This window comes from Homoserinimonas aerilata (assembly GCF_006716125.1).
Lineage (GTDB): Bacteria > Actinomycetota > Actinomycetes > Actinomycetales > Microbacteriaceae > Homoserinimonas > Homoserinimonas aerilata.
The window spans coordinates 638493-657645 of the sequence record NZ_VFOM01000001.1; the positions used below are offsets into that span (position 1 = coordinate 638493).

Here is a 19153-nt window from a genome sequence, read left to right on the forward strand (position 1 = left end):
ACAGGAACAAACATGCCGGTAACCCAGGAGCAGGCGACATGGTTCGCGGATGCCTTCCAGAAGCTGATCGCGAACGTCGACAAGGCGATCGTCGGCAAAGATCACGTCATCCGCCTCGTGCTGACGGCGCTCGTCTCCGACGGCCATGTGCTGCTGGAGGACTACCCCGGCACGGGCAAGACGGTTCTGGCGAAGGCGCTGGCGAACACGCTCGATGGCTCGACCTCGCGCATCCAGTTCACCCCCGACCTGCTGCCCTCCGATGTGACGGGCGTGCAGATCTTCGACCAGTCGAAGGGCCGCTTCGAGTTCCACAAGGGTCCGATCTTCGCCTCGATCGTGCTCGCTGACGAGATCAACCGCGCCAGCCCGAAGACCCAGTCCGCCCTGCTTGAGGTCATGGAGGAGGGGGTCGTCACGATCGACGGCGAAGGGCATCCGGTCGGCGCCCCGTTCCTGGTGATCGCAACCCAGAACCCTGTCGAGCAGGCGGGAACGTACAAGCTCCCCGAGGCTCAGCTCGACCGCTTTCTCATCAAGACGACGCTCGGCTACCCCGACACCAAGACGACCGTGGCGCTGCTCATGGACTCGGCGACGCGCGCCCGCGCATCCCTCGTGTCGCCCATCATCAAGCCGGAGTCGATCGTCGCCATGGCGGCCCTCGCCACGGAGGTCTTCGTCGACGAGTCGGTTATGCAGTACCTGAGCGACATCGTCGAGGGCACCCGCAAGGATCGCGACGTGGTGCTTGGCGTGAGCATGCGCGGTGCGATGGCGCTCGCCCGCGCCATCAAGACATGGGCGATCACGCAGGGCCGCACCTACGCCACCCCTGACGATGTGCGCGACCTCGCCGTTCCTGTGCTCGCCCACCGCATCATCCTCGACCCGGAGTCGGAGTTCGCCGGGGTGAAGGCGGAGGAGATCGTCGAGCGCATCCTCGTCGGCATCGAGCCGCCCGCCTACCGGGCCGCGTAGTCCCGCCAACCGAACTGTTCCGAATGAGTCGCGTGCCCGAGTCCGTCACCAGGTTCCTCACAGCAGTGGGGGCCCTCGTCCTGCCCGTCGTGCGGGCAGTCCGGCGTGCCGTCCTGCCCTTTCTGCGCGTGGTGACCCCGCTCGGCTGGCTGGTGCTGGGTCTCGGTCTTGTGGCGTTCGTGCTGAGTGCGATCTTCGGCTGGCAGGAGTTCACCTATTTGGCCGCGGTGCTGCTGGCGGCGGTCGTGGTCAGCGTGTTCTTCCTGTTCGGACGGGCCTCGTACGGTGTGCTGATCGAGCTGAATCCGCGCCGTGTCGTCGTCGGAGACCGGGCGATGGGGCGGATGCTCGTGAGCAACACGGGCGCTCGAAATCTGCCGCCGACGCGCATGGAGTTGCCGGTGGGTCGAGGCCTCGCCGAGTTCCAGCTTCCCTCGATGAAGCCGAAGGAGGAGCACGAGGAGCTGTTCGCCGTACCCACGAGCAAGCGGGCCGTCATCGTGGCCGGCCCGTCGGAGTCGGTGCGCGGTGACCAGCTCGGCCTGCTGCGGCGCAGCCAGAAGTGGGCCGACCCTGTCGACCTTTTCGTGCATCCGCGAACCGTGCGCCTGGCCCCGTCTGCGGCGGGCCTCGTGCGCGACCTCGAGGGGCAGGTCTCGAACAAGATCACCAACAACGACATCGCATTCCACGCGCTGCGGCCGTATGTGCCCGGCGATGACCGTCGTTATGTGCACTGGCGCACCTCGGCCCGCATCGGGCAGCTGATGGTGCGGCAGTTCCAGGAGACGAGGCGCTCGCAGGTGACGATGATCCACGCGTCACGGAGCGACCTCTACGCCTCCGAGGAGGAGTTCGAGCTGGCAGTGTCGGTGACGGCGTCGATCGCTGCTCAGATCATCCGCGACGGCACTCAGATGAATGTGGTCAGCGAGGCGGGGATGTGGCGAACCCAGACGGTCACGGCGATGCTGGATGCCTCCTGCCGCGTCGAGCCTGCTGGCCGCGAGTTCGCGACCTTGCGAGGCTTCGCCCGTGAGCGCACGAAGCGACTGCCGGCGCCGAGCGTCGTCATGATCGTCGGCGGTTCGCGGATGACGGTGGCCGACTTCCGCAGCGTGCAGTCGCTCTTCGGCCAGGACACGAGCCAGGTGGGCTTTCACATCGTGGAGGGTGCGGAGCCGAAGATCTCGGCTGTGGCCGGGCTCACCATGACAACGGTGGGCGATCTTTCTGACCTTCCTTCTCTCGTGCGGGGGCTCACCGGATGAGCGCGGTAGGCGACGCGGCGGCGAAGCGCGGCACGAAGACCGGCACGAAGACCGGCGACGGAACAGCGGAGGCGCGCACCGGCCTGCGCAGGCCCAGCAGCCGCACCTGGACCGATATCGCCGTGCTCCTGCTCCTCGTGGTTGTGGGCCTCGTCGGCTTTGAGCCGTCGTTCGGCGGCTACAGCTTTCTCATCCCGGCCCTCGGCGGCCTCATCGTGGGCGCGGCGACGGGCATCCTGTCGTCCTTGTTCCGCCTCGGGCTGGTGCAGACGGTGCTCGTCGCGATCGTCGCCTATTTCCTGTTCGGAACGGCGTTGGCGGTTCCGCAGCAGGGCATCCTTGTGGTGCTGCCGAGTCTGCAGTCGCTCGCGAGTCTCGCCGTGGGCGCCGTGTTCGGCTGGGCCGACATCGTCACGCTGCGCACCCCGATCGGCGCGCCGCAGTACATCCAGGTGGTGCCGTATGTGGCGACCTGGCTTGTGGCGCTCGTGTCGACGACGCTCGCCGCGCGCTGGTTGTCGACGCGACCGCGAGCCGCTTGGCGCTTCGGGTTGGCACTGCTCGGCCCCATGGCGATCTATGTGGCCAGCATCCTCATCGGTACGGATGACCCGTTCCAGGCTGGTCTGCGCGGGGTCACCTTCGCGGTGCTCGCGCTCGTCTGGTTGGGGTGGCGGCGCAGGCCGGCATCATCCTCGGTCTCACCTGAGGGCGCGCGGCGACTGCACGGTCGCAGGGTCGCCGGCACGGCGGTCGTCGTGATCGCCGCGGTGCTGCTCGGCGGGGGCGCCGGTTTCTGGTTGGCCCCGCCCAAGGATCAGCGCTTCGTGCTGCGCGACGAGATCGAGCCGCCCTTCGACCCGCTTCAGTACCCGAGCCCGCTCTCGGGCTTCCGGCACTACACGAAGCAGGTGACGGATGACGTGCTGTTCACAGTGCAGGGGCTGCAGGCCGGCGACAAGGTGCGCCTGGCGACGCTCGACTCCTTCACCGGCAAGCTGTGGAACGTGACGGGGCCGGAGACGAGCACCAACGGTTCGGGCACCTTCAACCTGGTGGGGCGGTCGCTGCCAAAGCAGTCGTTCGTCACCCCGGAGGCGCGGCGCGACGTCACCTTCACGATCGAGACCTACGAGGATGTCTGGCTTCCCAGCCTCGGGTACCCGAACGACATCCGCTTCACAGACGGTGACGCAAGCTCGGCCACCGACGACCTGCGGTACAACGATTCCACGGGAACGGCAGTTCTCACCTCCGGGCTGCATGCGGGCGACAGCTACACACTCGATGCGACGGTACAGGCGCCGATGACTGCGGCCGATCTCGCTGAGGTGCCCATCGCGTCCGTCGAGTTGCCGCCCGTCGAGGCTGCCCCCGACATCGTCACGGTGAAGGCGCAGGAGTTCGCGGCATCGGCGGCGTCGCCGGCGGCGCAGCTCGAGGCGATCCGCCTGGCGCTCGTGTCGCAGGGATTCCTGAGCCACGGCCGCGCATCCGATTCGGTTGCCTCCCGCGCGGGGCACGGCGCCGACCGCGTGACCGAGCTGCTCGAGCGCAACCAGATGGTCGGCGACCAGGAGCAGTACGCGTCCGCGTTCGCGCTGATGGCCCGCAGCCTCGGCTACCCGGCGCGCGTCGTCATGGGCTTCGCCCCGGATGCTGCGGATGTCGAGGCGGCACCGGTCGTAGAGGTCACGGGCGACGACGTGACCGCGTGGGTGGAGGTGGCCTTCGACGACGTCGGCTGGGTCGCCTTCGAGCCGACTCCGGATGAGACGGACATCCCCCAGGACCAGACGCCGAAGCCGAAGAGCGAACCGCAGCCCCAGGTGCGCCAGCCCCCGCGCATGGACAACGACGATGAGGACCTGCTGACGCCGGTCGAGTTGGAGGAGTCGCAGGAGGAGGACGACGGCGGCTGGTTCGACATTCCCGGGTGGGTCTATGTGCTCGGCCTGAGCATCCTGATCCCCGCCGCCATCGTGTTCATTCCCATGCTCATTGTGGGCCTCATCAAGGCGCGGCGCGCGACGCGACGTCGGGCCGCAGCGGAGGGCCACGACAGGGTCGCCGGGGCGTGGGAGGAGCTCGTCGACCGTTTCTCTGAGCTCGGCTACGACGTTCCTGCGGCGAGCACGCGCATCCGCGTCGCCGATCATCTCGACCGCCAGGTGGCGGGGGAGGGCGCCGTCTCGCTGCGCCCGCTCGCGAGCACCACCGACGAGGCCGTGTTCTCCGGGCAGCCGATCGATGACGAGCGCAGCGCGCAGGCTTGGTCGGAGGCTCAGCTCGCGGTCGAGGCCGCGCGCGTCGGACTCTCTCGCATGCGCAGGTTCTTGGCCAGGTATCGCGTCCGTTCTGCCCGTGACTGGGCGAACCGCATCTCACGGAAGAGGAGCGACTCATGAAGCTCAAGCTCACACTCAAGAGGCAGTCGGGTCCTGACGCCGATCTGGTGGTGGCGACCGATGTCGGGGCGACCGTGAGCGACGTCGCAGGCGAGCTGCTGGCCGCCGACCCGATCTCGCCCGTGCCGCGCGGCGAGGCGAAGGGCGCGACTCTCGAGGTCGCATTCCCCGGTGTGAGCGGCAGCCGGGTGCTCGATCCGGGCACCCCGATCGCCGAGGCGGTCATCGCGTCGGGTGCCGCGGTGCGCATCGTGCGTGAGGGCACGAGGCCGGGTGCCGACGCAGGCCCTGTCCTGGGTGTGCTTCGCGTCGATTCCGGGCCGGATGCGGGCAGGGATTTCGAGCTGCGGGCAGGCTCGACCGTCATCGGGCGAGATGCTGCAAGTGGCATTCGGCTGAACGATCCGCTGGTCTCCAAGCGTCACGCGAGGGTCGAGGTGAGCGACACGATCGACCTCGTCGACCTCAACTCCGCCAACGGCCTTGTGGTGGATGGCGGCGAGGTCACCCGCATCAGCCTCCGCTCGGGGCAGACGGTCACGCTGGGCGACACCGTGTTGCGTGCCGAGCTAGTGGGCCGTTCGACTCCTGCCCCGGCCCAGGGGCGTGTGGGGCCTGTCGCGTTCAACCGTTCTCCTCGCGTCGAAGCCCGCTATCCCGGCGAGGAGTACGACGGCCCCGATGTGCCACGCGAGTCCGAGCCGATGCCATTCCCGTGGCTGGCCCTGGTCGCCCCGCTCCTGGTCGGGCCGATCCTGTTCGCCGTCACCCAGAATCCGCTCTCCATCATCTTCGTGGCACTGTCGCCCGTGATGATGGCCGGCACCTATTTCACGCAGCGCATGAGAGAGAAGCGCACGCAGAAGGCGCAGATCGAGAAGTTCGATCGCAAGCTCCTGCAGCTGGGCGAGATGATGGAGAAGGAGGTCGTGCTCGAGCGCAGCGTGCGCCTCGAGGAGTCGGTCTCCACAGAGGAACTGCTGGAGCACACGGATGCTCTGGGCCCGCTTCTGTGGACCCGCCGGCCTGAGCACTGGTCGTTCCTCAATGTGCGGCTCGGCATCGGAACCGCGCCGTCGCGCAACGAGATCCGGGGGCGCAACAACGCCAACGGCCTCCCGGGCTACGCAGAACGTCTGGATGCGACCATCGAGTATTTCGAGGACATCTCCGGTGTTCCCATAGTCGACAGCCTCCGTGATGCCGGCGCGCTGGGGCTGAGCGGCGACGAGGTGCCGGTGCTGGAGGCGACGCACAGCGTGCTCGTGCAGCTGGCCGCCCTGCATTCGCCCGCCGAGCTGGCGTTCAGTGCCATCCTCAGCCCGACCTGGTCGAAGGAGCTCGAATGGATCAAGTGGCTGCCGCACACGGGCGCCGCGGGCAGCCCTCTCCAGGGGGTCCAGCTCGCCGACAGCGCCGCGACGGGTGCGAAGCTGATCGCCGATCTCGAGGAGCTCATCGAGACCCGCACGGGCGGTTCACGCAAGCGCCCCGGGCAGAATCGCGGCGCGCTCTCACTGGATGACGCCGTGATGGCGAAGGGAGCCGAAGTCGGTGACGAGAAGTCGAACGACTCCGATGAGCTGCCGGAGATGCCCTGCATCGTCGTGGTGATCTCCGACGACGCCCCGGTCGACCGGGCCAGGATCGTGCAGCTGGTGGAGAAGGCCCCCGAGGCCGGAATCTTCCCGATCTGGATCGCATCCACTCGTACCGCCCTGCCTGCCGCCTGCAGGACCTTCCTGGAGGTTCATGAGCAGCAGCCGAAGGCGACCGTCGGCCTCGTCCGCACGGGGCAGCTGATCGACGATGTGCAGATCAGTCGCGTGACGACGGCCCGCGCGATGACGTTCGCTCGAAGCCTCGCCTCGGTGTCGGATGCCGGCGCGCTTGTCTCCGATGAGAGCGACATTCCACGCTCGGTGTCATTCCTCGACCTGCTCGGCCATGACCTTGCCCTGTCCAGCGATGCCGTCATCGACCGCTGGAACCAGAACGCCTCGGTGCACGACCGCACGCCGGGTGCGCCGCACAAGCCCCGCCGCGCCGGAAAGCTGAGGGCGCTGGTCGGCCAGTCGAACGTCGACTCACTGCATCTGGATCTGCGAACCCACGGCCCTCACGCGCTCGTCGGAGGCACCACCGGCGCCGGAAAGAGCGAGTTCCTGCAGGCCTGGGTGTTGGGCATGGCCGCCGAGTACAGCCCGGACAGGGTGACCTTCCTGTTCGTCGATTACAAGGGAGGCTCGGCCTTCGCGGACTGCGTCGATCTGCCGCACACGGTCGGCCTTGTCACCGACCTCAGCCCGCACCTCGTGCGTCGTGCTCTGACGAGCCTTCGCGCAGAGCTGCACTTCCGCGAGCACCTGTTCAATCGCAAGAAGGTCAAGGACCTCATCGAGCTGGAGAAGCGCGGCGACCCGGAGTGCCCGCCCGCGCTGGTGCTCGTGATTGATGAGTTCGCCGCACTCGTGGGTGAGGTGCCCGAGTTCGTCGACGGCGTCGTCGACATCGCGCAGCGCGGCCGCTCGCTTGGTATCCACCTGATCATGGCCACCCAGCGTCCGGCCGGCGTGATCAAGGACAATTTGCGGGCCAACACCAATCTGCGGGTCGCCCTGCGCATGGCGGATGAGTCGGATTCGACGGATGTCGTCGGCTCGGCCGTTGCCGCGGGCTTCGACCCCTCCGTGCCCGGCCGTGGCATCGCCAAGACCGGCCCCGGCCGCCTCACCAGCTTTCAGACAGGATATGCCGGAGGCTGGACCAGCGAGGCCGTCTCGGCACCGTCGATCGAGATCGCCGAGCTGGCCTTCGGAATCGAGAAGCGCTGGGAGGCCCCGAAGGGGGAGGCCGCCGAGGAGAAGGGTGACCTGGGCCCGAACGACACGGCCCGGCTGGTCTCCTCGATGTCGGCCGCTGCTGCTGCCGCGGGCATCCCGGCACCTCGCAAACCCTGGCTCGATGAGCTCGCCTCCGTCTACGACCTCAGCCTGCTGCGCCAGCGCACCGACGAGGAGCTCGTGATCGGCGTGGTCGACGACGCCCAGAAGCAGGCGCAGTATCCGGTCTACTTCCGGCCGGATGTCGATGGCCATCTGGCCGTCTACGGCACGGGTGGCTCGGGCAAGAGCGTGGCGCTGCGGTCCCTGGCGATCGCAGCCGCCATAACGCCTCGCGGCGGGCCTGTGCAGGTCTATGCGCTCGATTTCGCGTCGGGCGGGCTCCGGATACTCGAGGCGCTTCCGCACGTCGGTGCTGTCATAGCGGGCGACGACTCCGAGCGGGTCGCCCGGCTGATCAAGCGGCTGCGCGGCATCATCGACGAGCGGGTCCTGCGCTACGGCGCGGTCCGGGCGAGCACGGTGGCCGAGTACCGCGCGCTCGCCTCGCAGCCGCAGGAGCCGCGCATCCTGCTGCTCATCGACGGCATGGCGACGTTCCGCCAGGAGTACGAGTTCGTCGCATCGTCGGTGCTGTTCAACCAGTTCCTGCAGGTGCTGTCTGACGGTCGCCAGGTCGGCGTCCATGTCGTCGTCTCGGCCGACCGGCCGGGCTCGATTTCGCCGTCGGTGAGCGCGTCGTTCCAGCGCAAGGTCACGCTCCGGCTGACCGACGAGAACGACTACGCGATGATCGACGCCCCGTCCGATGTGCTGTCTGCGGCGTCTCCTCCGGGCCGCGCTGTTCTCGATCAGCTCGAGGCCCAGATCGCGGTCTTCGGCGGCACAGCCAATGTCGCGGATCAGGCGCGGGCGATCGAGAAGCTGGCCAAGGCCATGCGCGACAACGGCATCCCTGAGGCTCCCGCAATCGAGCGCCTCGCCGATGAGATCCCATTGGCTGAGTTGACGGGAGCCGTGGCGGAGGCTGCGGCGAGCGGCAAGGTCGTGATCGGCGTGGCCGACGACGACCTCCAGCCTTTCGCCATCGTGCCCGAGGGCGCCTTCATGCTCACAGGTCCGCCCGCCAGCGGGCGCTCCACCGCCCTGGCGACCCTGGCCCAGACGCTGAGGGCGAGTCTGCCCACGGCTGAGCTCTTCTACTTCGGCAACGCCAAGTCATCGCTGTCGCGGCGCCCGGGCTGGACCGGCACTGCTGTCGGTCCGGATGCCGCGGCGGAGCTTGCGAAGCAGCTTCTGGAACGCGCGGGGCAGCCCGCGACACCGGCGACGAGGATGTGCATCCTGGTCGAGTCGATCTCGGACTTCTTGAGCACATCGGCCGATCAGGATCTCACGGCCCTCATCAAGGCCGCCAAACGCAACGACCACTTCGTGGTGGGGGAGTCGGAGAACAGCACGTGGAGCCAGTCGTGGCCCCTCCTGATGGAGTTCAAGGCGGCACGCCGCGGGTTCGCGTTGCAGCCCGAGCCGCACGAGGGCGATCTGCTCTTCAAGACTTCGTTCCCCCGCGCGAAGCGTTCGGAGTTCCCGGAGGGAAGAGGAAACTTCGTGCAGGCAGGAAAGGTCAGGAGGGTGCAGTTGGCTCTGCCTGAGTAGTGACTGCACGACGGGGCATGGGTACCGCTACCCATCGCCTACCGCGACACCGCACATTAGTGTCGTTTCAGTGAGGTAATCGCCGTTTGGGGGTTACTCGGAATCTGTACTGGAAACAGAGAAAGAGGAAGAGAAGATGACTGGTCAACTTGGAATGATCCCCGATGAGGTCGACGAACTGGCGACCCAGCTTGACGGCAAGGCGGGCGACCTGGACACCGTGCTGACGACGCTCACCACGAAGCTGCAGAGCACCACCTGGGTGGGAGCGGACTACAACCGTTTCGAGGAGCAGTGGACCGGCACGATCGCGCAGAACCTGCGCAACGCCGCCGAGCAGATGCGAACCGCTGCCTCGGCTGCGCGCGAAGACGCCGAGAACCAGCGCATCGCTTCGTCCTAGTAGTGAAGAGTGGCCGGCGTTCCAGACGCCGGCCGCTCTCGCCTGTCGTTATCGTTCCCGGGGAGGGTTCACATGTTGATGTCATCGTGGGCGATGAGTGGTGCTGCCGGACAGGTCCGCACCATTGACGGCAATCTTGAGCGGTTGCTCTCCCAGCTGGTCACCGCAGGTGTCTGGACAGGTCCGGATGCCGACCGCTTCGCCCAGGACTGGTACGACCAGGTGCACACGCCCCTCGTCGCTGCGGCGAACAAGATGGATTCCATCGCGTTCGAGACTCTCGACTAGGAGCATCCGTGAACCAGAAACTGGGGATGGACCCCGAAGCAGCTATCTCCTCGCGTGACGCCCTGCAGCTGCAGATCAATGCGCTCAGCGGCATCGTGAGTGATCTTGGCGTCACCTATTCCGCAGCCCAGAACCCGCAGTACTACGGGATCGATCCCGGCGAACGCACGGTTGCTCCGTGGTCGATGAGCAATCTGTCGACCGCGCGCTCCTCGCTGGTCAGTGCGAGCAGTGCCGCGAACACCCTTTTGGAGAGACTGGCCGCCGAGGCGCAGTCCCAGCAGGAGGCATCCGGCAATGGATTCTTCGGGGCCGGCTACAGCTTCCTGCGCGATGTCTCCTGGTGGCGGCGCTGGATCTCCTGGCCCCGCACACTCCTCGAGCTCCCCGCTGCGATCAGGATGCTCGGCATGCAGGGAGCCCCGGCCTGGGCCACGGCGTTCAACCTGAGAAACTGGTGGCTGGGTGGCAGCTCTGCGGGCAGTGCTGCGCTTCGTGCGTTCACCCTCAACAGCTCCACTCCCTGGTGGCTTCGAGAGATGTATGTTGCTGGCAACAAGCTCAAGCCACAAAACCTGATCAACCCCAAGGGGATCTACGCCGTCGGACGCCACGCGGCTCCGCCGGCCTGGATCTCGAGACTGCATGTTGCCAACCCCGGTATCGTCACGGCGGCATCGAGGGTCGCGACCGTCGCCGGTAAGGGCTTCGGCGTACTGGGTGCTGTCGGCGGCGTCATGAACATCGCCACCGGCGTCACAGGGATGATGGATGGCGACGTCAGCTCTGATGACGCCTGGGCTCTCGCCGACGGCATCGTCGGAACAGTGACGAGCATAGGCTCGCTCGCGCCGCCGCCCGTCGGGGTGGTCTTCGCCGGAGTCGGATTGGCGTACACGGCCGGTCGCTGGCTGTTTGGCGAGGACGAAAACGGCAACACGGGCCTCGACCACATCGGCAACGCTGCGACCGCTACCGTGGACTTCGTCGGCGATGTCGCCTCCAACGTCGGCGATTTCGTCGAGGACCTCTGGCCGTGGTGACTTTCTGCGCTGTCGAACTGCGTGAGCCGAACCGAATGAGAGAAGAAGATGACTGACACCAGCACGAAGGCGGATGCGGCGGCCGAGCAGCAGGAGCAGGTTCCAGATATCGGCTATTCCGTGGCCGAGCTGGAGTACCTCCTGAGCATCGCCCCCGGTGCGAGCGCCGAGCGGAGCGCCGAGCTGCTCAACGTGGCGCCCGTGCCGAGTGTCGATGAGACCATCCTCACGGGAGGCGCGGCGCTTCTGGCCCGCGGCCAGCTGGAGTTCATCGAAGGCGGAGAGTTCAAGCCGGTCGACGCGGCACTCGTGGTCGCCTATATCCTGACGAATGCCGTGCGGTGGACCAGCATTACAGGGGCGGCGGGCGACACAGCCGACCTCGGTCTCTTCATCGAATCGCCACACGGCGGTGTGCTGGCCCAGCCGCGCACCCTTGGCACATGGTGGTTCATCATCCTCGACCCTGCATCTGTGCCGACGGACATCATCGTGCGGAGCGCGTTCGGGTTCGCGGAACAGGGCGACTCGATGGGGGTCATGGTGCAGATGATGACGCTCGAGGAGAGTCGCACCTTCAGCTTCCGCAAGGATGGCACAGAGTATGGCTATGCCTTCGGCGACACCGGAAGCTCGGAGCCCGAGAAGTTGGCTGAGGATGTCGGCGTGGAGGAGACGCTGACCGACCTCGTCGCCTTCATCAATGGCTTCGCGGCCGAGTGATCTGATGCTCGCATCCGATTCATCGTCTGACGTGGCTTCGCAGCAGACTGTGCCTCCACTCTGTGAGGATGTGCAGCTGGTGCTCTCGCTCGGTGGGGGGCAGCTTCAGGTCGGTGGCATGGAGCTGGCCGCGGCCGCGCTCGTAGAACTGGTCATACTCCGGCGCGTGGGCTCCGTCCCGGAGAGCGGATTCATGGCGCGGAAGGATGTTCGCAAGCTCACGGTGATCTCGGAGGAGCCCGTCGGTGTCCCCGCGCTTGATGCCGCTCTCACGGCGGTGGTGGCGAAGGGCAAGCCCTGGAACGCTTTCTCGTCGCTTCGCAAGATCTGGCGCCCTGTGGCCTCTGCGACGCAGGACGCCTTGATTGCCAGGGGGGCGATCGCCCGTAGCGGGCCGTTCGGCGGTCTCAAGAGCACCCTCTCGATTGCCGATGAGCGCCAGTATCGGGCGGCCGTCGCTCGCCTTGACTCCGCATGGCTCCGGCCAGAGTCCGTCACAGATGTCCGCAGTGCGGCCTTCGTCGATCTTCTGCGCAACGCACCTCCGAGCTTCAACCGCGGCGCCCAGCGTCCTCACGGCGTGCAGAATGCGCCCTTTATCGAACGCGAGTGGTATCCCTCGGAGATCCGAGATACCCTGGTCGGCATCTTCCAGGCTCAGCGAGCGGCGGCGGGCTCAGGCACGGGCTACGAGGGCTAGCCCTGAACAAGGAGCAGCAGTGAACCAGAGACTGGGCATGGATCCGGGTGCGGCTCGAGGCATCGAGGGCCAGATGCGTTCGCAGCTGAGCGCGCTCACGACCATCGTCTCCGATCTCACCTCGACGCACAGCGCGGCGAGCAACCCCCAGCTGTATGGCATCGAATCGGGCGAGCGAACCGTCGCGCCGTGGTCGATGGGAACCCTGCAGGATGCTCGGCTGCTCGTCCATGGAGCCAACACGGCCGCGGGCGCGCTCCTCGACCGAATCAGCACGGAGGCGGCGGCACAGGAGGCAGCGTCGGCGAACGACGTTCCCTTCCTCGGCTTCGTCAATGATGTGCGCCGCACCCGCACGTTCCTGCTCGCCGGCCCGCGGGCCTGGCTGCAGGCGCCGGCAGCGATCGGCCTGCTCCGCACCCTGCCCTGGCTCGGGCCATCCGTTGTCATGCCCTCGACCTGGTTCAGCATGGTGGAATACCGTTTCGGTTCTGCCTTGATGAGCGGGTACTCCGCCGCGAACACGACCAACCGCTTCGTGCGGGGGCTCGCGCTCACCGCCAACGCCTTCAAGCCGGACCGTATCCTTCAGGGCGCGGCGGGCCTGGTCGGTCAGGGTAACGCCAGCTGGGTGACCAGCTCGAGTTCGTGGCTGTCGAGGGCGGGTGCCGTCGCAGGTAAGGGCTTCGGCGTTCTCGGGGCCGGAATCGGCGCCTACAACCTGGTCAACGGCATCGTGGGGATGACGGATGGCCATGTTTCCGACGAAGACGGGTGGGCGGTCGTAGATGGTGCGGTGGGCCTGATCACCGGTATCGGCTCTCTTGCCCCACCGCCGGTGGGCGTCGTCTTCGCCGCAGTCGGAGGGGCGTATGCCCTCGGTCGTTGGATGTTCGGCGAGGACGCGAACGGTATGACCGGAATCGACCACATCGGCAGCTTCGCCAACGACGTCGGCAACAATGTCAGTGCAGCCTGGAACACGACCACGCAGGCTGTTGCCGATGTGATCTCCGATCCGGTGGGTGCCGCGCGAGATGTCATAGACAATCTCTGGCCATGGTGAACCCGCAGTCAAACCCCGAGGAAGCAGTGATGACAGGAGCTCCCAGCCAGCCGATGAAGCTGGCGACGACATCGGACGACCAGATCGGGCTCTCCTACGCCGAGGTGCTCTACCTTCTCGCCATGGGGCCGGGGCCGGCCGCCGAGAGAACCCGCGAGACACTCCTGCTGGATGGCATCGACGATGCAGAGAAGATCTCCCTCATCGGCGCATCAGCCCTGATGGCCCGGGGCCTCATCGCTTTCACCGAGGACGGCGAATCGATCGGGGCTGTCGACCAGGCCCTCTACATCCGTTTCGTGTTGACGAACGCGACCAGGTGGACGGCTTTTCAGGCGACGGATGGCGGAGAGGGCGGTGACACCGGGTTCTTCATCGAGAGCCCGCGAGGCCAGCTGCTCGTGCAGCCGCGCGCCTTCGATACCTGGTGGTTCGTCCTTCTGCATCCGGATGCTGCGGCAAGCGATGTGCTGGCGGCGACGGCCCTGGGGTGGGGTGACTCCGCCCCGGAGATGGCGGTGTTCATCCGGAGCCGCACGATGACGGTCGACCGCTCGTTCACAATCCACGTGGCCGCAGGATCATGGTCGTATGCCTTCGGCGTCACGGGCGCGCCCGAGCCGGAGCAGCGCAGAGAGGATGTCTCCCGGGCAGACACTGAGGCAGCCGTGAAGGGCTTCGCCGACAGCGTCGGGGAGGCGTCGTAGTGCCCACCGTCGCCGATCTCACCCTGCCCGAGGCGGTTGCCCTCGTGGGCGCATTCGACCCGGTCACCGGCAAGGGCATCCAGCCCGGTGTCTTCTCGACGGGCAACATATTCCTGGCCGAGTCCGCGGCGCTGCTGATCGCACTGGTCGACGACGGATGCGTGGACTTCGAGTGGGCGAAGAGCTCGCAGCTGGTACCCGGTGCCGGTACGACGCGCCCCGTTGCGGGCGGGCCCGAGCCGAAGCATCCGTTGCTGCTGGGCGCGTATCGCACCGTCGTGAAGCATGCCGCGCAGGAGGGCGGTGAGCAGGGGAGCACCCGACAGGGCAAGACATTGAGCACGGATCTGCTGCTCGCCAGGATCGCGACCGCGCCGATTCACGATCGGCTGTTCTCCTCGGGCCTCGTTGCGCGCACCGGTCGTCTCGTCAAGCGAGAGGCGCTCACCGCTGACGGCCTGCGCCTGCGCCGCGAACTGTGCGCTGAGATCGACGATTTCACCGCATCCGAGGTCGAGACGGATGCCGCGGCCGTCAGCGAACGCACCGCTCTGATTGTCGCCATCCTCGTCGTGGGGCTGGTCGCGCAGCCGCTCTACCCCTCGCGGGAGCGCGAGGCCACGATTGCGGCTGAGGCCCGTCTCACGCTTCTGCGAGAGCGCGTGTCTGCGACCGGCGAGCACGCCTTCGGCAGGGCGACGGTGCTGGCTGCGCTCGGCCTGGCCAACGCGGGTTTCATCACCTGAGCCCGGGCGTCATCAGCAGAGGATGCGTCGTGTCGGTGGGGTAGCATGGCTCGCCGTGGATGAAAGTCGAGGGGAGGCCGATCGCGTGACCGATGATGGCTTCCTCGCACCGCCGCCCGGGCTTGTTCCGACTCCTCGCAAGGCTGAGGAGGTGAAGCCCGAGCCTGTGGCGGAGGACGATTTCATCAGTCTCCCGCCCGGCCTTGCGGACTTCGATTCGGGCACCTTCAAGGTGGAGCCGCCGCGGCGCGAGCGTGTCGAACGCGAGGAGCCGCCGGCGGAGCCCGTGTTCTTTCCGACCCCCATGGGCCTGCCCCCGGTCATCCCCGTGCAGGAGGAGGCCCCGGCCCCGCCTGTGGGTCGCCGCAGCGCGCCGGCGTGGCGCCTCGCGCTGCCCGATGGCAGTTTTCAGCTTCTCGAGCGCACGACCCTGATCGGCCGTGACCCTTCCGCATCGGGCGAGTGGCCCGACGCGGTGCTTCTTGCGGTGACGGATGCCGCCAAGTCGGTGTCGAAGACGCATGCGGCTCTCGAGGTCGACGCTTCTGGGGGCCTCGTGCTGCACGACCTCAACTCGACCAATGGCAGTTACATTGCTCAGCCCGATGCGGAGGAGATCGAGGTGGAGCCGGGTGCCCCGCAGGCCGTGCAGCCGGGCGCACAGCTCGGTTTCGGCGAGTACACGGTGACGGTGCAGCGCGACTGATCTGCGGCGCGTTATCCACAGGGGAGGGTGCCCGCGCAGCCGATTCGGTTCATCGCGGATTAGACTGTCACGATTGGGTGTTGGCACTGCTGTGCGCTCGAATTCGTGAACGACACCACTACGAGAAGGGCAGGACTGTGGGCAGGACGCTGGCAGAAAAAGTCTGGGACGACCATCTGGTCGCCAAGGGTGAAGACGGCACCCCCGACCTTCTCTACATCGACCTCCACCTCGTCCATGAGGTCACCAGCCCGCAGGCCTTCGATGGCCTCCGCCTGGCGGGCCGCCCGGTGCGTCGCCCCGACCTGACGATCGCAACAGAAGACCACAACACGCCGACGCTGAACATCGACCGGCAGATCGAAGATGTCACGAGCCGCACGCAGATCGAGACGCTGCGCCGCAACTGCGCGGAGTTCGGGGTGCGCCTGCATCCGCTCGGCGATGTCGAGCAGGGCATCGTTCACGTTGTCGGCCCGCAGCTGGGCCTCACCATGCCCGGCATCACGGTCGTCTGCGGAGATTCGCACACGAGCACGCATGGCGCGTTCGGTGCGATGGCGTTCGGTATCGGCACGAGCGAGGTCGAGCATGTGCTCGCGACGCAGACGCTGCCGCTGAAGGCCTTCAAGACGATGGCCATCACGGTCGAGGGCGAGTTGCGCCCCGGTGTGACGGCGAAGGACATCATCCTGGCCGTCATCGCGAAGATCGGCACGGGCGGCGGGCAGGGCTATGTGCTCGAGTACCGTGGCAGCGCCATCCGCTCGCTCTCGATGGAGGGCCGCATGACGATCTGCAACATGTCGATCGAGGCGGGTGCGCGGGCCGGCATGGTCGCCCCCGATCAGATCACCTACGACTATCTGAAGGGCCGCGCGCACGCTCCGGAGGGCGCCGACTGGGATGCCGCCGTCGAGTACTGGAACACGCTCGCGACCGACGACGATGCGGTGTTCGACGCTGAGGTGTTCCTCGACGCGAGCGAGCTGGAGCCCTTCGTCACCTGGGGCACCAACCCGGGCCAGGGCGTCTCGTTGAGTGAGGCCGTTCCCAACCCCGACGACTACAGCGACCCCAACGATCGTGCCGCCGCCGAGCGCGCGCTCGAGTACATGGATCTCGCTGCGGGAACGCCCATGAAGCAGATCGCGGTCGACGCCGTCTTCATGGGGTCGTGCACGAACAGCCGCATCGAAGACCTGCGTGCCTTCGCATCCGTCATCGAGGGCCACAAGAAGGCGGATGGCGTGCGCGTCATGGTCGTGCCGGGCTCGGCCCGCGTACGGCTGCAGGCCGAGGCCGAGGGTCTCGACAAGATCATCACCGCGTTCGGTGCCGAGTGGCGATTCGCCGGATGCTCCATGTGTCTGGGTATGAACCCCGACCAGTTGGCGCCCGGCGAACGCTGCGCATCCACCTCGAACCGCAACTTCGAGGGCCGGCAGGGCAAGGGCGGACGCACCCATCTGGTGTCGCCGCTGGTGGCCGCGGCCACAGCCATCCGGGGTACGCTGTCGAGCCCGTGGGATCTGGGCGATTCGGGTCCGTCGGATGACGAGACGCCGATCTTCGACGCGGTCTCCCGGCAGATGGCGGATGCGACGAGTGAGGCGGTCGAGTAATGGAGAAGGTCAGCATCATCACAGGAGTCGCAGCGCCGCTCAAGCGCTCCAACGTCGACACCGACCAGATCATCCCCGCAGTGTTCCTGAAGAGGGTCACGAAGACGGGATTCGATGACGCGCTGTTCCATGGGTGGCGGCAGGACCCCGAGTTCGTGCTCAACCAGTCGGCGTTCCAGGGTGCCCGCGTGCTCATCGCAGGCCCTGACTTCGGCACCGGCTCCAGCCGTGAACATGCCGTCTGGGCCCTGCGTGACTTCGGCTTCGCGGCCGTTCTGAGCCCCCGCTTCGGCGACATCTTCCGTGGCAACTCGGGCAAGCAGGGTCTTCTCGCTGGCCAGATCAGCGAGGACGACGTCGAGGCGCTGTGGGCGCAGATCGACGCCAACCCCGGCGTCGAGGCGACCGTTGACCTGCAGGAGCGCACCGCGACGATCGGCGAGCTGACCGTCCCCTTCCAGATCGACGACTACACGCGCTGGCGCCTGCTCGAGGGCTTCGATGACATCGGGCTCACGCTGCGCGACGAAGACAAGATCACCGAATTCGAGAGTCGGCGCGAATCATGGCGCCCCAAGACCCTCCCAGCACGACAGGCAGCGGGTACAGAGTGAATGCACTGACAAAGGACTCCCTCAAGGCGGCACAGCGGGTGGGCATGCTCTCCGACCAGATCGTCATCAACGGCGGCAAGCCGCTGAAGGGCACCATCGAGGTGCGCGGGGCGAAGAACCTGGTCACCAAGGCGATGGTCGCGGCGCTGCTCGGGGAGACCCCCAGCGTGCTGCGCGGCGTGCCAGACATCAGCGATGTGCAGGTCGTGCGCGGCCTGCTGGAGGTCTACGGGGTGGGGGTCACCAGCCCCACGCCCGGCGAGCTGCACTTCGACACCTCCAACGTGGAGAAGGCGCACTTCGCCGAGATCGACGCCCACGCGGGCGCGAGCCGCATCCCGATCCTGTTCTGCGGGCCGCTGCTGCATCGCCTGGGCGAGGCCCGCATCCCCGACCTCGGCGGTTGCCGCATCGGCGACCGGCCCATCGACTTCCACCTCGACGCACTGCGCGCCTTCGGTGCGGTCGTGGACAAGAGCTACGAGGGCATCTACATCACGGCGCCCGACGGCCTCAAGGGAACAGAGATCGAGCTGCCCTACCCGAGCGTCGGCGCCACAGAGCAGGTCATCCTGACTGCTGTGCGGGCGAAGGGCACCACCGAGCTGCGCAATGCGGCCATCGAGCCCGAGATCATGGACCTCATCGCCATCCTGCAGAAGATGGGTGCCATCATCTCGCTCGAGGCGAACCGGGTCATCCTCATCGAGGGCGTCGACCGCCTCGAGGGCTACAGTCATGACGCACTCTTCGACCGCAATGAGGTCGCCAGCTGGGCATCCGCCGCTCTTGCGACGCACGGCGACATCGTCGTCAAGGGTGCCCGCCAGGCCGAGATGATGACCTTCCTCAACGTGTACCGCAAGGTCGGCGGCAAGTTCGACATCCAGGACGACGGCATCCGCTTCTGGCATCCGGGCGGCGAACTGAAGCCTGTGACGGTCGAGACGGATGTCCACCCCGGCTTCATGACCGACTGGCAGCAGCCGCTCATCGTCGCGCTCACGCAGGCGCAGGGCACCTCGATCGTGCACGAGACGGTGTACGAGAACCGCTTCGGGTTCACCGAGGCGCTCGGCGTCATGGGTGCCGACATCGTCGTGCACACGAACGGACTGCCCGATCACCCGCGCCGGGTGGCGCGTCGCGACTTCGAGCAGGCCGCCGTCATCACGGGCCCCACGCCGCTGCACGGCGCGGAGCTCTACGTGCCCGATCTGCGCGGTGGCTTCAGCCACCTCATCGCCGCGCTCACCGCGGAGGGACAGTCGACGATCAGCAACATGGGCATCATCAGCCGCGGTTACGAGCACATCATCGAGAAGCTCGCCGCGCTCGGCGCCGACTTCGTCTACGAGGGGTAGACGCCG

Annotated in this window: 16 protein-coding genes; all 16 read left to right on the top strand. The window is 67.1% G+C overall.

All coding sequences use genetic code 11. The features are described 5' to 3' along the window. The first annotated feature begins 12 nt into the window (after positions 1-12). The 16 genes from FB562_RS03010 (at position 13) to murA (ending at position 19147) form a co-directional block, all read left to right on the top strand. Entirely contained in the window at positions 13-981 is a 969-nt protein-coding gene (locus FB562_RS03010) for an AAA family ATPase (RefSeq protein WP_141879782.1), read from the top strand. Positions 982-1004: 23 nt separating this feature from the next. Beyond that, a complete protein-coding gene (locus FB562_RS03015) occupies positions 1005-2252 on the top strand; it encodes a DUF58 domain-containing protein (protein WP_141879783.1) in 1248 nt (415 codons plus the stop codon). Continuing rightward, entirely contained in the window at positions 2249-4660 is a 2412-nt protein-coding gene (locus FB562_RS03020; RefSeq protein WP_141879784.1) for a transglutaminase TgpA family protein, read from the top strand. The genes FB562_RS03015 and FB562_RS03020 overlap by 4 nt, the downstream gene beginning before the upstream one ends. Continuing rightward, positions 4657-9162: a type VII secretion EssC family protein gene (locus tag FB562_RS03025; RefSeq protein WP_141879785.1), complete on the top strand. Its 4506-nt coding sequence runs from the start codon at positions 4657-4659 to the stop codon at positions 9160-9162. Before FB562_RS03020 ends, FB562_RS03025 begins: the two co-directional genes overlap by 4 nt. A 136-nt stretch (positions 9163-9298) precedes the next feature. Beyond that, positions 9299-9565: a hypothetical protein gene (locus tag FB562_RS03030; RefSeq protein ID WP_141879786.1), complete on the top strand. Its 267-nt coding sequence runs from the start codon at positions 9299-9301 to the stop codon at positions 9563-9565. Positions 9566-9637: 72 nt separating this feature from the next. Further along, entirely contained in the window at positions 9638-9853 is a 216-nt protein-coding gene (locus FB562_RS03035) for a hypothetical protein (RefSeq protein ID WP_141879787.1), read from the top strand. 8 nt (positions 9854-9861) lie between these two features. Then, entirely contained in the window at positions 9862-10896 is a 1035-nt protein-coding gene (locus FB562_RS03040) for a hypothetical protein (protein ID WP_141879788.1), read from the top strand. 48 nt (positions 10897-10944) lie between these two features. Further along, a complete protein-coding gene (locus FB562_RS03045; protein WP_141879789.1) occupies positions 10945-11619 on the top strand; it encodes a hypothetical protein in 675 nt (224 codons plus the stop codon). A gap of 4 nt (positions 11620-11623) precedes the next feature. After that, positions 11624-12319 carry a GOLPH3/VPS74 family protein gene (locus FB562_RS03050; RefSeq protein WP_185740440.1) on the top strand — a complete coding sequence of 232 codons (696 nt, stop codon included), beginning with the start codon at positions 11624-11626 and terminating at the stop codon, positions 12317-12319. Positions 12320-12338: 19 nt separating this feature from the next. Next, positions 12339-13385: a hypothetical protein gene (locus FB562_RS03055; RefSeq protein WP_141879791.1), complete on the top strand. Its 1047-nt coding sequence runs from the start codon at positions 12339-12341 to the stop codon at positions 13383-13385. A 29-nt stretch (positions 13386-13414) separates the two neighbouring features. Then, the gene (locus FB562_RS03060; protein WP_141879792.1) at positions 13415-14092 is read left to right on the top strand and encodes a hypothetical protein; all 678 of its coding nucleotides are present in this window, start codon (positions 13415-13417) and stop codon (positions 14090-14092) included. Next, the gene (locus tag FB562_RS03065; protein WP_141879793.1) at positions 14092-14838 is read left to right on the top strand and encodes a hypothetical protein; all 747 of its coding nucleotides are present in this window, start codon (positions 14092-14094) and stop codon (positions 14836-14838) included. Before FB562_RS03060 ends, FB562_RS03065 begins: the two co-directional genes overlap by 1 nt. A 55-nt stretch (positions 14839-14893) precedes the next feature. Continuing rightward, on the top strand, positions 14894-15544 hold the full coding sequence (locus FB562_RS03070) for an FHA domain-containing protein (RefSeq protein ID WP_185740441.1): 651 nt from the start codon (positions 14894-14896) through the stop codon (positions 15542-15544). Between the two features lie 137 nt (positions 15545-15681). Then, positions 15682-17169, top strand: a complete 1488-nt coding sequence (gene leuC, locus FB562_RS03075) for a 3-isopropylmalate dehydratase large subunit (RefSeq protein ID WP_141879795.1) — start codon at positions 15682-15684, stop codon at positions 17167-17169. Continuing rightward, entirely contained in the window at positions 17169-17783 is a 615-nt protein-coding gene (gene leuD / locus FB562_RS03080; RefSeq protein ID WP_141879796.1) for a 3-isopropylmalate dehydratase small subunit, read from the top strand. Before leuC ends, leuD begins: the two co-directional genes overlap by 1 nt. A gap of 44 nt (positions 17784-17827) precedes the next feature. Further along, on the top strand, positions 17828-19147 hold the full coding sequence (gene murA, locus FB562_RS03085) for a UDP-N-acetylglucosamine 1-carboxyvinyltransferase (RefSeq protein WP_425459822.1): 1320 nt from the start codon (positions 17828-17830) through the stop codon (positions 19145-19147). The last annotated feature ends 6 nt before the right edge of the window (positions 19148-19153 follow it).